This is a genomic window from Endozoicomonas sp. 4G, from assembly GCF_023822025.1.
Lineage (GTDB): Bacteria > Pseudomonadota > Gammaproteobacteria > Pseudomonadales > Endozoicomonadaceae > Endozoicomonas_A.
Genome location: NZ_CP082909.1, coordinates 5,337,178 through 5,352,988, shown reverse-complemented (window position 1 = coordinate 5,352,988; position 15,811 = coordinate 5,337,178). Strand labels below are relative to the sequence as shown.

The following is a 15,811-nucleotide window of genomic DNA, read 5'->3' as shown; positions in this document are numbered from 1 at the left end:
ACGACCGCAGTAGGACAGTCTTAATTCCAACAAACTTCTGGACGGTTGCTATTCTTGGTCAGGCTCTTAGCCAGATCAAAAGTTGGACTAATTTAAGAATTGGAAATTTTTAATTTACTTAATATTGAGTGAGGCTGTCCAATGCGAAAAAGCTTACGAAAGACGTTGTTATTTTTCACCTTGATTGCAGTGGGAACGGTTGAAGCGGGCCCTCCCCTAACGCCTTCGCCTGAGCCATTATCTATAGTGCTGAGCGATGGTCCCATTATTGTTAAAGAGGGTAGGATTTTACCCATTCAGGGTTTTACTCCATTTTTTGATTCCCAAAAAGGGTCGGTACTCTCTGAATTTCTGGATTATCCGGTCACGCCAACTTTTGTAGAAGTGACGGCCTATATGAATTATGAAAACTACGCAGATAGTGAAAACGTCAATGACACTATGATTCTGCTGAGGTTCCTGGTGGAGCAATCGGAATCAGTGGGAATGCTTTATTCTTTGTTAATGTCCGCTTTTTCTTCAAACTTTCTTGGCGGAGAAGAATTTACGAGCAGATTCTGGATGAAAGACGAATACCAACCGCTAAAGCTGGAACGCCTTTATCATTTTTTGGTGTCCAGAAAGCAAAGCGAAATAGCTAATGCGCCCCAAACCACTGAAGGTGCGACCGGGGGTGCTTCGACGGAGGAAGAAGCAGTGACGGCTGTGGGTTATGCGCTTGCCAGACACATTAGAACGGTGTTAAGTAGATTTCCCAGAGATGAAAAGGTCAATGCTGCTCTGGCACACTTCCCTGAACCGGCACCCACCACGGCAGGTTTGCCGCCTCGTCAAACTGTCCTTCTATCAAGACGTCAAATTCAAGCAGTAATAGATACTGCACGACAACTCTCAGAGACGGCAAATGATAGAGCAAGTCCAACAGTGTCTGATGACGATGAAACCACGAGTTCCAGCGATAGCAGCGATATTGAAGGTTGTTCAGAAATAATGGAAAGGAGTTTTGAACGAAATTAAGGGCGCAATCCCGCTTCTTTAGAAGCGGGTCAAGCCCTTGCAAGGCGTTAGCCTTGCTGTGACAGTCGCTTCGTAACCGGTCGATCATTTCCTTGGTGAACACGTTTCTACGGTATTTAGTACCAAATACTAGATGTACGTTATTCCTAAATACACAGGATTTACATGATTTCCGTTCGTACATACAAACTTCATATTTGACTGATATTTGTAACCAGACTAGCATGAAGCCATTCAATTCAACAGGTTATGTAATGCTTCAAGGTATCCAACTCAAAGCCAATCCAACAGATCAGCAAAAGTTGGTTCTGTCCCAGTGGATGGGTTGCGCTCGGGTTATCTGGAATGCAAAGTGTGATGAACATCGCTACTACAGCACCTACGCCAGAAAGTATTGCCCTGTCGGAACTCATGCTCCGGTCGATCAGAAGACTTCGCAATTCAAAAGCAAAGAATTAACACCTTGGTTATCCGATTGTCCCAGTCAGATAATCAGAAACTCGGCTACCAACTGGTATAAGACCTACCAAAAACACATCAATGGCCAGTGCGGTAAGCCAAAGAAAGAGTGTGCTGATTGCGGTCACACTCACCCCGACAACCGCAAGACACAAGAACGGTTTCTTTGCGGTCAATGTGGACACTTTGACAACGCTGACAGAAACGCCAGCATCGTAATCAAGAAACGAGCAATTAAGTTTTTCATGGACTCTGGAACGGAGTTGGTTGGCAAAGGAATTCCTGTGCTGACTAAAGGACGTGGAGCGAACCGTAAGCCGGGAAAGGGCAAGCCCTCTTCCGCAGCTCGCAGTGAAACGTCAAAAAAGAAAAGAACGGTAACTACTCCGGTAGCTTGCTTAGTATTGGAAGCTCGCTCCTTTAGGGGCGAGTAGTTCACGAAGACATGAATAATTGACCGGTTCGGCCAAAAATCCTGATAGCATTTTGACTCTCCCGGCTCTCTTTTGGGCGAGGCTTCTCGTCGAAGGTGGTAAACTGAATCTTTTTTGCTGACAGAGCTATCGAGACCCATGCTCCGCCTATTGCTGATTGCAGTAGCCAAATCTCCGAGCGGTAGCGTGCTGTCAGAAGAACCTCATGTCCAGGAGTGCCACAATGACTAGTGCCCAACAACGCGCCGAGCTTCAGCGCCAGATCTGGCAGATCGCCAATGATGTGCGTGGCTCAGTAGACGGCTGGGACTTTAAACAGTACGTCCTTGGTACTCTTTTCTACCGCTTTATCAGTGAGAACTTCACCAACTTCATCACGGGCGGTGATGACAGCGTCAATTATGCGGCCATGGATGATGGCGATGAAAACATTGCCGCAACCAGAGAAGATGCCATCAAAACCAAAGGGTATTTTATCTACCCCAGTGAACTGTTTGTGAACGTGGCGGCCAATGCCAGTAAAAACAATAACCTGAATACCGAGCTGGCTGACATATTCAAGTCGATTGAATGTTCAGCCAACGGTTACCCGTCCGAAGCGGATATCAAAGGCCTGTTTGCCGACTTCGACACCACCAGCAACCGTTTGGGCAACACAGTTAAAGATAAAAACAGCCGACTGGCTGCTGTGCTCAAAGGCGTTGCAGAGCTGGACTTCGGTGATTTTGAAGACAACCATATTGACCTGTTCGGCGACGCTTACGAGTTTCTGATCTCCAACTACGCCGCCAATGCAGGCAAGTCTGGTGGGGAGTTTTTTACCCCGCAAAGTGTGTCCAAACTGATCGCCCAGCTGGCCATGCACAAGCAGACCCATGTCAATAAAATCTATGACCCGGCAGCCGGTTCTGGCTCATTGTTGCTACAGGCAAAAAAGCACTTTGATGCCCATATTATTGAAGAAGGTTTTTTTGGTCAGGAGATCAACCACACCACTTTTAACCTGGCTCGTATGAACATGTTTTTGCATAACATTAACTACGACAAATTTAATATCGAGCTGGGCAACACCCTGACGGATCCGCACTTTGGCGATGACAAACCTTTTGATGCCATCGTCTCCAACCCACCTTACTCGGTGAAGTGGATCGGTTCTGGCGATCCGACCCTGATTAATGATGACCGCTTTGCCCCTGCTGGTGTGCTGGCCCCCAAATCCAAAGCAGATTTCGCCTTTGTTATGCACGCACTCAACTACCTTTCCGGCAGAGGTCGGGCAGCCATTGTCTGCTTCCCCGGCATTTTTTACCGCAGCGGGGCGGAAAAGAAAATCCGCCAGTACCTGGTGGATAACAACTATGTCGAAACAGTGATTTCGCTGGCCTCCAACCTTTTCTATGGTACGACGATTGCCGTCAATATCCTGGTACTTTCCAAGCGCAAAACCGAAACCACCACCCAGTTTATTGATGCCAGCGGTGAGGACTTCTTTAAAAAAGAGACCAATAACAATGTGCTGACGGATCAGCATATCCAGCAGATTATGGCGATCTTCGACAGCAAGGACGATGTCGAGCATGTCGCAAAGTGGGTCAGCCTTGAGACGATCGCTGCCAATGACTACAACCTGTCGGTCAGCAGTTATGTGGAAGCCAGAGATACCCGGGAGAAGGTTGATATTATTCAGCTGAATGCTGAGTTGAAAACTACGGTTGGCAGGATAGATCGTAACTATTCAGCACCCAGCAAAGGATGACCGCAGTAATTCTTCATGGCTATAAGCAGGGCTTCGAAAACGTTCTGACCCTGCTTTCTCGCCGATGAAACATAACTCCGTATCCGGCAATACCATTTCGCTCCTTTCTTGCTTCTGATACAACCTGATATTTTTTGCTTCACCTTGCCATTTCTGATGTCTCGTTCACTGCCATTATTGTCGAAGGGGATGTTGAGGTCGGTCATGAATCTCAAGGTTTCGTCCTTGAACTCCACCAACCGCTTAAACAGGTTGAAGGCTTTGGTATTTTTGACTTTGTCACGACCCAGCCGTTGCCGTACTCGTTCCATATACTCAGCCTCTTCAGCCAGCGCTCTTCTCGCTGTCCGCTCGAACAGTGAGGCAATGCGCTGGTAAATCACTTCTGGCATAGCCTTCATGCCAATCTTTCTGAAACCGTTGCTGAGATGGCAGGCCAGTCTCAGCAACCGTTGCAAACGTGCGGCAAGATGGTTGCAGTCCCTATCAACAACACCCTGTAACTCTCTCAGGTGATGGGCATTGCAGAGGGCATGAAGTGCAGCATAACGGAAGTAAGCCTTATAGTGGTCATGAACTAATATTCCAGCAAAGGCCAGTAAGATGCCCATGGACTCTATGGCGGAGTGACCTCGACTGGGATCAAGGTGATACATCGTCCATTTTTCAGTACGAAGGACATGCATCCACCATAGCGCCCCGGCTACTCTCATGCCCGTTTCGTCAGCACCGGCAATGGGTTCTACCTTGAGGGCATCGGCAATAGCCTGTTCGGTGCTGGCTAACTGGTTATAAGCCTTCTCCTGGAAGGTGCAGATAGAACCCGGGCTAACCTCTAATCCGAAAATATCCATGAAGAACTGGGAAGCGCGCTTGTAAGGCACCAGCTGATACTGGCAAAGATACACGGCCAGTGCCTGAGTAACAGGCCCATACTGCACATGAGAGTCTACGCCTTCGGGGAAGCTGGCCTGCGTTACATGACCGCAGCTACACTTTTTGACCTCTGCTACATGAGCAGTTACTTCAAAGTGACCAAAACGACCGGGTTCAAACACTTGTCGTTCAACCAGCTTAACCGTTTTTTCCGAACGCAGTGAGCAACGGCATTTTTCGCAGTCAATGACAGGGTGGTAGTGGGTATGCTCTGCTTTAGCAGCTTGTCGAAGCGTAGAACCCTTGTGACCTTTCTGGCCGCCGGGCTTACGACCTGACTTCTTTCGTAAGCTTTTTGGGTTGGGTTTTTCGTCTTTTGGGTCGCTCTCCGTCGCCTCTAAAGAGTCCTTTGCTTTGGCGTTGGGTTTTGCATATCCATCCGAGGATGGAGGCTTGCTGCTGTTGCGGCTGTTGGTATTGAGTCTAGCTGAGAGTTCTTTGTTCTCCGTCTCCAGCTTTGCCCCTTGCTGGCTCAGCACGGTCACCTGCTCTTGCAGTTCATTCACAACGGCAAGGAGGGCGACAATCATCTGAAATTCGGGAGTAAGCTGACTCATAGCGGCATACGACCAGGAAACTGTACTTCAGAGTGGCACATAATCACGAAAATACCAGTCGATTACAGGGGGGCTGAATAGTTACGATAGATCAGCTACGCTCGGATATTGATGCCATTGTGGCTGAGATAGAAGGTTGAGGCATGAACATTTTAAAATATCTTTCAAATGGCGAATTACTGGAAATGCAGTTATCCGGAAGTTCCGGATAACTGCCACAGACGACAAAGAATGTGAAGCATGACACTCAACAACAAATTAAACATCACCGACCAGATAGAACTTGCCAAAGCAGAAGAAAAGCTCAGCAAGCAAAAAGCCAAGCAGCTCTTTGATTCCGGTGATATTAATAAAGTAGAGGTTGGGACATTTGCTGGTCTGGCCTACATCCATGCCTACCTGTTTGGTGATATTTATGATTTTGCTGGCCTTATCCGCGAAGTGAATATTGCTAAAGGAAATTTTCGTTTTGCTCCCCTGATGTACCTGCAAACGTCGTTGGACAATATCAACAAGATGCCCCAAAACAACTTTGATGAAATCATCGAAAAATACGTGGAGATGAATATCGCCCACCCCTTCCGTGAGGGCAATGGCCGAGCCACCCGCATCTGGCTGGATCTGATACTCAAAGCCGAAACTCAGCAGGTCATCGACTGGAACCAGGTAGATAAAGAAGAGTACCTCTCTGCCATGCAACGCAGCGTCGTCAAAGACATCGAGATTAAGCATCTGCTCAGGCAAGCCTTAACCGATCAGATAGACGACCGTGACCTATATATGAAAGGCATTGATGTTAGCTTTTTTTATGAAGGTTATAGTGAATTCAGGACTGGAGAGCTTTAGTGGTGAGTGATATGAGTTTTATGGAAAAGCTGTTGGATGGGGTTGAGGTTGAATGGAAGCCCTTGGGAGAGATAGGTGAGTTTATCCGTGGTACCGGAATGCAAAAAAAGGATTTCGTTGAAACAGGATTTCCTGCTATTCACTATGGTCAAATTTATACTCGATACGACTTATCCGCTGAAAAGACTTTCACTTATGTATCTGATGAATTAGCCAGTAAATTAAGAAGGGCTTTAAAGAATGATCTCTTGTTAGCAACAACCTCAGAAAATGATGAAGATGTTGTTAAACCATTAGCTTGGCTGGGTGAGCAGGCCGCTATTTCTGGCGATATGATGCTATTTAGACACAGTCAGAATGTTAAGTACTTAGCATACTTTCTACAAACGGCTGAGTTTCAGACGCAGAAGAAACCATATATTACAGGAGCAAAGGTTCGTAGAGTTTCAAAAGACAGCTTGGCAAAAATTGTTGCCCCTATCCCTTGCCCGGAAAACCCACAAAAATCCCTAAAAATCCAATCCGAAATCGTCCGAATACTGGACAAATTCACCGAGTTGACCACCGAGTTGACCACCGAGTTGACCACCGAGCTTAATGCACGGAAAAAACAATACAACTACTATCGTGATCGGTTGTTGAGCTTTGAAGATGGTGAGGTTGAGTGGAAGACGCTGGGAGAACTTGGTGAGTTTATTCGTGGAAAGCGATTTACCAAAGCAGACTATGCAGATAGTGAAGGTGTTAACGTTATCCATTATGGCGAGATTTATACCCAGTACGGTGTTTCAGCAACTCATGCGGTTTCGCAGGTTCGCTCTGAGCTGGCCCCATCACTGAGGTACGCAGAACCCAATGATGTTGTAATAACCGATGTCGGGGAGACCGTTGAAGATGTTGCTAAAGCGGTTGCCTGGATTGGAGATGATAAAGTCGCTATTCACGATCACTGCTATGCCTATAGACACTCACTGAATCCCAAGTACGTCTCCTACTGTATGCAAACAAGCTCATTCATTGCAGATAAGGCAAAGTACATTGTTCGTGCAAAAGTGAAAACGCTGTTAATTAAAGGATTCTCGAAAGTTCAAATACCTGTTCCCTATCCGAACGATCCAGAGAAATCCCTCGCAGAGCAGGAGCGAATCGTTGCCATTCTGGACAAGTTCGACGCCCTGACAAACTCCATCACCGAAGGCTTACCCCGAGAAATTGAGCTGCGCCAAAAGCAGTACGAGTACTACCGTGACGTGCTGCTAAGCTTCCCAAAGCCAGAAGAGAGGGCAGCCTGATATGAGCCATAAAAACCTGAGCCTGCAAGACCAGACCACCGAATTCCTGCTTTATACCGCTCCCGGTGGCGATGTAAAGGTAGAGGTTTTGCTGAGTAATGAGACCCTATGGCTGACCCAACAGCGGATGGCCGAATTATTTGGCGTACAGCGCCCGGCCATTACCAAGCATCTGAAAAATATATTTGAAAGCAATGAGTTGCAGGAAGATGTGGTATGTTCCATTTTGGAACATACCACTGAGCACGGAGCCGTAGCAGGCAAAACCCAAACCGGGAAAATAAAGTACTACAACCTGGATGCCGTCATCTCCGTCGGCTATCGGGTCAACTCAACCCAAGCCACACAGTTCCGCATTTGGGCGACAGCCTTAATCAAGGAATACATCATCAAGGGCTTTGCCGTGGATGATGAACGTTTAAAAAATGGCCGGTATTTTGGTAAGGATTACTTTAAAGAGCTACTGGAGCGGGTGCGTTCCATCCGTGCCAGCGAGCGGCGTATTTATCAGCAGATTACCGATATCTTTGCCGAATGCAGTGTCGACTACCATCCCAAATCAGACACCACCCGTTTGTTTTATGCTCATGTGCAGGACAAATTTCATTTTGCCATTACCGGTCACACGGCAGCAGAAATCATCGCTTTAAAAGCCGATGCCGAGCTGCCTCTGATGGGCATGAACATCTATAAAAATGCTCCTGATGGCCGTGTACTGAAATCAGATTCCAAGGTGGCAAAAAACTATTTAGCTGAAAGTGAGATCAAACAGCTGGAGCGTACCGTATCCGCTTTTTTTGATTACATCGAAGGGATTATCGAACGACGCAACACCTTTACCATGGCAGGGTTTGCAGAGAGTGTGAATAAGTTTCTGGCCTTTAATGAGTATCAGGTTCTGGAAGGCCATGGCACCATCAGCCGCCAGCAGGCAGAACAAAAAGCCTTTGCCGAGTACGAGAAGTTCAATAAAAAACAGCGGATAGAATCGGATTTTGACCGTCAAATTAAAAAACTGCTGACAAAGAAAGGTAGTGATCAATGACCGACTACAAAACCATCGCCGAATCAAAAAACTTCATCATACTCGACCAATACACCCAGGAGTGGCAGGTCAAGGACAGCTACCAGAGCGAAACCGAACTCGAGCATGAACTGATCGAGGATCTGCAAAACCAGGGTTACGACTATGTAGCGGGCTTAAACACGCCCGAAAAAATGCTGGTGAACGTCCGTGAACAATTACAGGCACTGAACAACGTCAGATTTCAGGATGGCGAGTGGCTCCGGTTTGTCGAACAGTATCTGGACAATCCCAGCGACACCATCATTGATAAAACCCGCAAGGTTCATGACGACCACATTTTTGATTTTGTGTTTGACGATGGTCATATCGAAAACATCTACCTGCTGGATAAACAGAATATCGCCCGCAACAAAGTGCAGGTGATCAAACAGTTTCAACAAACCGGCACCCAGGCCAACCGCTACGATGTCACCCTTCTGGTGAATGGTTTACCGCTGGTGCAGATTGAGCTGAAAAAGCGCGGTATCGCCATACGGGAAGCCTTTAACCAGGTGCATCGCTACAGCAAAGAAAGCTTTAATGCCGAGAACTCGCTCTATAAGTACTTGCAGCTGTTTGTGATTTCCAACGGCACCGACACCCGTTACTTCGCCAACACCACCCAGCGCGATAAAAACAGCTTCGATTTCACCATGAACTGGGCGAAATCCGATAACACCCTGATTAAAGACCTGAAGGATTTTACCGCCACCTTCTTTCAGAAAAACACACTGCTCAGGGTACTGCTGCACTATTGTGTTTTCGATGTCAGCAATATCCTATTGGTAATGCGTCCCTACCAGATTGCCGCCACCGAGCGCATTCTGTGGAAAATCAGAAGCTCCTATCAGGGCAAAAACTGGAGCAACACCGAGAGTGGTGGCTTTATCTGGCACACCACCGGTTCAGGTAAAACCCTAACCAGTTTTAAAGCCGCCCGCCTGGCCACCGAGCAGGATTTTATTGATAAGGTCTTTTTTGTAGTGGACCGTAAAGACCTCGATTATCAGACCATGAAAGAGTACCAGCGCTTTTCACCCGACAGCGTAAACGGCTCAGACAGTACAGCAGGCTTAAAACGCAACCTCGCTAAAGACGACAACAAAATTATTGTTACTACCATTCAGAAGCTGAACAACCTGATCAAAAGCGAGAGTCACCTGCCTGTCTATCAACAACAGGTCGTGTTTATTTTTGACGAAGCCCATCGCAGCCAGTTTGGTGAAGCGCAAAGGAATTTGAAGAAAAAGTTTAAAAAGTACTATCAGTTTGGTTTTACCGGCACGCCGATCTTCCCGCAAAATGCGCTGGGCGCGGACACGACAGGCAGTGTGTTTGGCCGGGAATTACACTCTTATGTGATCACCGATGCCATTCGCGATGAAAAGGTGCTGAAGTTTAAAGTGGACTACAACGATGTACGACCACGGTTCAGAAATATTGAAAAAGAAACGGATGAGAAAAAACTGACCGCCGCTGAAAACAAGCAGGCTTTTTTGCATCCGGAGCGTATTACTGAAATCTCCCGGCACATTCTGAATAACTTCAGGCAAAAAACTCACCGACTGCAAGCTGGTGGCAAGGGTTTCAATGCCATGTTTGCCGTCAGCAGTGTCGATGCGGCCAAAGCTTACTACGAAAGCTTCAGAAATTTACAGAATAAAGACCATCAGGAACAACCGGGCAAAAAGCCCCTTAAAGTGGCCACTATCTTCTCTTTTGCGGCCAATGAAGAACAGGATGCCGTCGGAGATATTGCTGATGAGAGCTTTGAGGTGTCTGCCATGGACAGCAGTGCCAAAGAGTTTCTGAGCGCCGCTATTACTGACTATAACGCCCACTTTAAAACCAACTTTGGTGTCGATAGCAGAGGCTTTCAAAACTACTACCGCGACCTTGCCCAACGGGTAAAAAAACAGGAAGTCGACCTGCTGATCGTTGTCGGTATGTTCCTGACGGGTTTTGATGCCCCCACGTTAAACACCTTGTTTGTTGACAAAAACCTGCGTTATCACGGTTTGATGCAAGCCTACTCCCGTACCAACCGGATTTATGATGCCACCAAGACCTTTGGTAATATCGTCACCTTCCGTGATCTTGAGCAGCCAACGATCGACGCTATCACGCTGTTTGGTGATAAGAACACCAAAAACGTCGTGTTGGAGAAGAGCTACAAAGAGTACATGGAAGGATTTACCGATATCACCACAGGCGAAGCTCGCCGTGGCTATCTGGAGGTTGTGGCAGAACTGCAAAGACGCTTTCCAAAGCCTGATGAAATTATCAAAGAGCAGGATAAAAAAGACTTCGCAAAACTCTTTGGTGAATACCTGCGCGTTGAGAATGTACTGCAAAACTACGACGAGTTTGCTGGTTTGAAAGCCCTGCAAACGGTTGATAGGGATAATCCTGAGGCCGTCGAGGCGTTTAAAGCCAAATACTATCTGAACGACGATGACCTGGCAGCCATGCAGGCTATCGAAGTACCTTCAGAGCGGTTAATCCAGGATTATCGCTCAACTTATAACGATACCCGTGACTGGCTACGTCGTGAAAAAGCCGCTAACCAGAAGGAAGAGTCCAGCATCGATTGGGACGATGTCATCTTTGAAGTGGACCTGCTGAAATCTCAGGAGATCAACCTTGATTACATCCTGGAGCTGATTTTTGAGCACAACAAAAAGAATAAAAATAAAGCGGACTTGATTGAAGAAGTCCGTCGTCTTATTCGTGCCAGCCTCGGGAACCGTGCCAAGGAGAGCCTGATTGTTGATTTTATCAACCAGACCGACCTGGATAACATCGGAGACAAAGCCAGCGTCATTGATGCTTTCTATAAGTTCGCTCAGGCCGAACAAAAACGCGAGGCCGAAGAGCTTATCCGATCTGAAGGCTTAAATGACGATGCAGCCAGACGCTATATCAGTACTTCATTGAGGCGGAAGTACGCCAGCGAGAACGGTACTGACCTGAATGCCACTCTTCCCAAAATGAGCCCGCTGAATCCTCAATACAAGACGAAGAAACAGACGGTGTTCCAGAAAATTGCTGATTTCGTGGAAAAATTTAAAGGAATTAATGACCGGATTTAACCAGATGCGCATCTTTGAAAGTCAGGTTTTAACCACATTCTCTGTTAGAATCGTGCCTATTGGCACCCAATTCGTTCTTTAATGCACAAAGCTCCGCGTGATCGGCACTCTGGCAGCACAGTAATAGAAACACCTGACATAACACCTTAGGAGGTTCGGCCTTGTCATTGCCGAAAAAAATCATCACCCTGTTTGCCAGACAATCAGCAGCCCTGTCTCTTCGCCAGCAACTGTTGCTGCTGTTTGGCCTACTGTTCACCGCCTTAACCCTGTCTACTGGTTTTCTGGTCAACAGCGAACTGGAGTCCACCAGCCGTCATCAGGCTGACTCTATCGGCAACCTGCTGAGTGCCCAGACGGCCAGTGCCGCCACTGATATGCTGGTAACAGGAGACCGGCTCAGTCTCAACGTACTGTTGGGACAGCTGGTGCAAAACCCCTATGTGGCCAAGGCCGCTATTTATAGCATTGATAATCGTGAAATTGCCTCTTCCGAGAGTGATCAGGTCGATGAGAAGGGTGAAACCTATTCGTCACCTATACATTATCAGGACGTGATCGCGGGTTATGTTCGCCTGCAGCTGGACAAAGGGCTGCTGACCAAAAACCCCGGTGATGCCCTGACGCTGATTATTACCATCAGTATCATTCTTCTGGTCAGTGGTTTGCTGTTGCTTTACTTTTACGCCTCCAGCGTCACTTCCCGACTCCATCTGATTGAAAGACAGTTGCATTCTATTCTGCAATCCCCTACCAATCCGGTCTCCTGTAGAAACGAAATACTCAGACTCTCTGGCTTTGTGGAAAATCAGCTCACTGAAAAACTGATGGATTCTGTTGAACCGGAACCCGTGGAAGAGGAAAAAGAGGAAATCTCGGCCATCATCAGTGTCCGCAATAAAAACATGCCACGGTTGCGACAGCTGCTGGCTCCCCATGATCTGATGCACATTATTGAGACGCAGAGCGAAGCTCTGAAATGCGCCGCTCAACAGTATCAGGGAGCGTTAAGTTATACACCGGATGGCAGTGGGTATATTCGTTTTTCCAGTCTTGAAAGTGCTTCTTTTGCCATGGATGCCCTGAGTTGTGCCCTGTTGATACAAAGCCTTAACAGAGTGGTGGGTGAGCAGAACATTGCTTCACTGGAGATGGGACTGGGTATTTGTGTCAGTGACGGCATGTGTGATTTCCCCGGTGCAGAACATCCTTCACAATCCGACAGTGCCGCCAGTAATGCCTTGATGCTAGCCAGCCTGCCAGGCTCGGAAGGTATTCACATGTTCCGTGATCAGCTTAACTGGCTGCCTGCCGGAGAGCCCGAAATAAAAATCAGTGAACAGGGTGAGGATATTGTCGAGATCACCGGGGTACCGGCAGAGCAGCAGGAAACCATTGCGCAGGAGGCTTATGCGATCAGCCGGGAGCTGGAGCGATAGATCTTTCGTTTGGTAGTTACTAACGGAGAAATTATGAAGTCCAATCTAGCCATCGTTAAAACAGCCATAGCAATAGCTATTAGCTTGAGTTCATACGCCTACGGCAGCGGTAATTACTCACACAACACGACGCAGACGACAACAATTGCTCCAACTCCTATATCTGAAAGCCAACAAACTCTGGCTAAGGTATTTCCCAAATACACGACGGTGTTTGGCATTAAAGTTCGGGGCACAGAAAAAGTGCCCGATGAGAAACTGCTTCATGCTGCGAAAATTATGGCTGAATATCTTGATAACAATGATGATGGTCTTATCGATAATCAGCAAGTGGTTGGTACGTTACTTGCCAACAAAGCCACTTTGGCAATGATCGCTGACGATTCCGAACTACAGCCTGTGCGGAATAAAGTCGGAAACAGGAAGAAGCTACCCAATCTGCAGGACCTGAAAGCAAGCGAAACTCATCCAAATGGCGCAGCCAGAGGTGTATTTGATGGTGCCCTCGAAGAGGTGCTGCATTTGATCACCCGTCTTGGCTACAGCAAAGTTTATCCTGAGGCGCTTGGTGAGCGACATGGTTCATTGATTGCCGATGCCATGGACAAAGCTCGTGGTGGTCGGTTTGATACAATCCCGGACAGTTACCCTGAAAACGCCTGGTTCACTTATGAAGATGAAAGCTGTGACTACAGCTGTATGATCACTGAATATACTTATTTTGCACTGACTTCGATGCTCGGCGGTCAACAGTTTCCGGGTCGATTGGAAAAAATCCAGAATGAATGGAAATTAAACACCAGAGATAAAGTACGATCAGGTGACCCTGATGTTTACGATATCCTAACTAATCCGGTTTATTTACTGCCCAGCGTCTTACCCGATGGTCAATACAACTCAGCCACCTTCGAGATAAAAACAGGTGCCGATGAGCCAAGCACAACAGCCCATGATTCTGCAACGAAGGCAGAACAGCCGTTAGTCGTACTGCTCGTCGCAATGATAACTGTTTTTGGAAAAGTGATGCTGTAAGTACTTCAGACTCTCATTTCAATACCATGCCTGGCCATGTAGGCTTTAGCCTCCGGTATAGAGTATTCACCAAAGTGAAAAATACTCGCCGCCAGGACAGCATCGGCCTTGCCTTCTTTTACCCCCTCAACCAGATGATCCAGATTTCCCGCACCACCAGAAGCAATCACAGGTATTTCCAGAGCATCGGAAATGGCTCGGGTCACACCAATGTCGTAACCGTTTTTCACGCCGTCCTGGTCCATGCTGGTCAGCAGAACTTCCCCGGCTCCCAACTGTTCCATTTTCTTCGCCCACTTAATGGCATCCAGTCCGGTTGGCTTTCGGCCACCGTGGGTAAAGATTTCCCAGCGATCCGGTTCGCCTGACAGACTGACCTTCTTGGCATCAATGGCTACAACAATGCACTGAGCACCAAAACGGTCGGCGGCTTCCTGAACAAACTCAGGATTAAAGACAGCCGCCGTATTGATGCTCACTTTGTCGGCACCGGCATTAAGCAGGGTGCGAATATCTTCTACTCTGCGAATACCACCACCGACCGTCAGGGGGATAAACACTTTACTGGCCATACGCTCAACGGTATGAACCATGGTGTCGCGGTCTTCATGGCTGGCAGTGATATCCAGGAAGGTGATCTCATCAGCACCTTCTTCGTTATAGCGACAGGCCACTTCAACAGGGTCACCGGCATCACGGATATCAACAAACTGAACGCCTTTCACCACTCTGCCGTTATCAACATCCAGACAGGGAATAATTCTTTTCGCTAAGCCCATTGAACGGCCTCTCTGTTTTTTGCAATGAACCGCTCAGTTGACCAGACGCAGGCATACCGGGTATCGGTACTCATCCCCTCGACTGGCTTTCATGCTGGCCCTGATCACAAAAATCAGAGCAAACACCACCGCAAACGGAATCAGGGGAAGAAAAAGCAGCCCGATCAGAACGGCATTCAGCAATCCCCAAACAGCAATCACCAGAATCACGGTGATCTGGAAATTTAAAGACTCTTTGGCATGAAGGGCAACAAACTCCGACTGATCCTTTTTCTGATACCAGATCAGTAAAGGGATCACCAGGTTCAGACCCGGCAGGATACAGCCAAACAAGGTCAGGATGTGGGAGAAAACAGCCCAGTTTTTCTCATTGGAGTCGGGCTTCTTCATAAAAGGTTGTAAAGCGTCTATGTCCATTTTTTTAGCTCGAACGTTGTTTAAGTGTCGAGCCCTCTCTCTAAGGATTCCAGTTCAAAAAGTTCTCAAGCAGTTTCAGGCCACTGTCAGCGCTTTTCTCCGGGTGAAACTGCACCGCAAAAATAGTGTCCCTGGCCAGCGCTACATCAAAATCGACGCTGTAGTGACAACGACCAACGGCCATACCATCATCATTGGCATGAGCATGGTAGCTGTGAACAAAATAGAAGCGGGCGTTATCTTCGATGCCTTTCCAGAGAGGGTGGTAACGATGTTGCTGAACCGGGCTCCAGCCCATGTGGGGAACTTTCAGCTTTTCACCGGCTTCATCCACCAGCCCCCTGCCAAAAAATTTGACTCGCCCCGGCATCAGACCCAGACAGTCAACGCCACCATTCTCTTCGCTGTGACTCAACATGACTTGCATGCCTACACAGATACCCAGAAGCGGTCGTTGATTTTCGACCACTTCTCGCACCACATCATCCACACCTCTGGCACGAATTTCTGCCATACAATCACGGATGGCGCCGACACCGGGAAGCACTACACGATCGGCCTGCTGAATGATTTTCGGGTCAGCAGTCACCTTTACACGGGTATCGCTGCTGGCCACGTATTCCAGTGCTTTGCTGGCTGAGTGAAGGTTACCCATGCCGTAATCAATAACTGCCACTGTCTTCATTTTT

At 47.7% G+C, this 15,811-nt stretch carries 13 protein-coding genes; 9 read left to right on the top strand and 4 right to left on the bottom strand.

Annotated elements, in window-relative coordinates:
• The first annotated feature begins 141 nt into the window (after nucleotides 1-141).
• The 3 genes from K7B67_RS21220 to K7B67_RS21210 all read left to right on the top strand — a co-directional run bounded on the left by K7B67_RS21220 (nucleotide 142) and on the right by K7B67_RS21210 (nucleotide 3,666).
• Entirely contained in the window at nucleotides 142-1,017 is an 876-nt protein-coding gene (locus K7B67_RS21220) for a hypothetical protein (protein ID WP_252177842.1), read from the top strand.
• Between the two features lie 254 nt (nucleotides 1,018-1,271).
• On the top strand, nucleotides 1,272-1,910 hold the full coding sequence (locus tag K7B67_RS21215) for a zinc ribbon domain-containing protein (RefSeq protein WP_252177841.1): 639 nt from the start codon (nucleotides 1,272-1,274) through the stop codon (nucleotides 1,908-1,910).
• A gap of 223 nt (nucleotides 1,911-2,133) precedes the next feature.
• The gene (locus K7B67_RS21210; protein WP_252177840.1) at nucleotides 2,134-3,666 is read left to right on the top strand and encodes a type I restriction-modification system subunit M; all 1,533 of its coding nucleotides are present in this window, start codon (nucleotides 2,134-2,136) and stop codon (nucleotides 3,664-3,666) included.
• Here K7B67_RS21210 and K7B67_RS21205 read toward each other — a convergent pair.
• Entirely contained in the window at nucleotides 3,642-5,159 is a 1,518-nt protein-coding gene (locus tag K7B67_RS21205; protein WP_252177798.1) for an IS66 family transposase, read from the bottom strand. The genes K7B67_RS21210 and K7B67_RS21205 overlap by 25 nt on opposite strands.
• Nucleotides 5,160-5,399: 240 nt before the next feature.
• Between K7B67_RS21205 and K7B67_RS21200 the strand changes: the two genes are divergently transcribed.
• The 6 genes from K7B67_RS21200 to K7B67_RS21175 all read left to right on the top strand — a co-directional run bounded on the left by K7B67_RS21200 (nucleotide 5,400) and on the right by K7B67_RS21175 (nucleotide 13,926).
• Nucleotides 5,400-6,005 carry a Fic family protein gene (locus K7B67_RS21200; protein WP_252177839.1) on the top strand — a complete coding sequence of 202 codons (606 nt, stop codon included), beginning with the start codon at nucleotides 5,400-5,402 and terminating at the stop codon, nucleotides 6,003-6,005.
• Nucleotides 6,006-6,016: 11 nt separating this feature from the next.
• Nucleotides 6,017-7,297 (top strand): restriction endonuclease subunit S, encoded by a 1,281-nt coding sequence (locus K7B67_RS21195; protein WP_252177838.1) that lies wholly within the window; start codon nucleotides 6,017-6,019, stop codon nucleotides 7,295-7,297.
• A gap of 1 nt (nucleotide 7,298) precedes the next feature.
• On the top strand, nucleotides 7,299-8,342 hold the full coding sequence (locus K7B67_RS21190) for a virulence RhuM family protein (protein WP_252177837.1): 1,044 nt from the start codon (nucleotides 7,299-7,301) through the stop codon (nucleotides 8,340-8,342).
• Complete coding sequence (locus K7B67_RS21185) at nucleotides 8,339-11,455, top strand: type I restriction endonuclease subunit R (RefSeq protein ID WP_252177836.1); 3,117 nt, start codon at nucleotides 8,339-8,341, stop codon at nucleotides 11,453-11,455. The genes K7B67_RS21190 and K7B67_RS21185 overlap by 4 nt, the downstream gene beginning before the upstream one ends.
• 161 nt (nucleotides 11,456-11,616) lie before the next feature.
• Nucleotides 11,617-12,894, top strand: a complete 1,278-nt coding sequence (locus K7B67_RS21180; protein ID WP_252177835.1) for a hypothetical protein — start codon at nucleotides 11,617-11,619, stop codon at nucleotides 12,892-12,894.
• A gap of 33 nt (nucleotides 12,895-12,927) precedes the next feature.
• A complete protein-coding gene (locus K7B67_RS21175) occupies nucleotides 12,928-13,926 on the top strand; it encodes a hypothetical protein (protein WP_252177834.1) in 999 nt (332 codons plus the stop codon).
• A 5-nt stretch (nucleotides 13,927-13,931) separates the two neighbouring features.
• Here the strand turns inward: K7B67_RS21175 and hisF are convergent, their stop codons facing one another.
• From hisF to hisH, 3 genes are read right to left on the bottom strand one after another with little or no spacing between them, the layout of a single operon-like run.
• Nucleotides 13,932-14,705 (bottom strand): imidazole glycerol phosphate synthase subunit HisF, encoded by a 774-nt coding sequence (gene hisF, locus K7B67_RS21170; RefSeq protein ID WP_252177833.1) that lies wholly within the window; start codon nucleotides 14,703-14,705, stop codon nucleotides 13,932-13,934.
• Between the two features lie 33 nt (nucleotides 14,706-14,738).
• Entirely contained in the window at nucleotides 14,739-15,122 is a 384-nt protein-coding gene (locus tag K7B67_RS21165) for a DUF4870 domain-containing protein (protein ID WP_252177832.1), read from the bottom strand.
• Nucleotides 15,123-15,162: 40 nt separating this feature from the next.
• Complete coding sequence (gene hisH / locus K7B67_RS21160; RefSeq protein WP_252177831.1) at nucleotides 15,163-15,807, bottom strand: imidazole glycerol phosphate synthase subunit HisH; 645 nt, start codon at nucleotides 15,805-15,807, stop codon at nucleotides 15,163-15,165.
• Nucleotides 15,808-15,811: the final 4 nt, after the last annotated feature.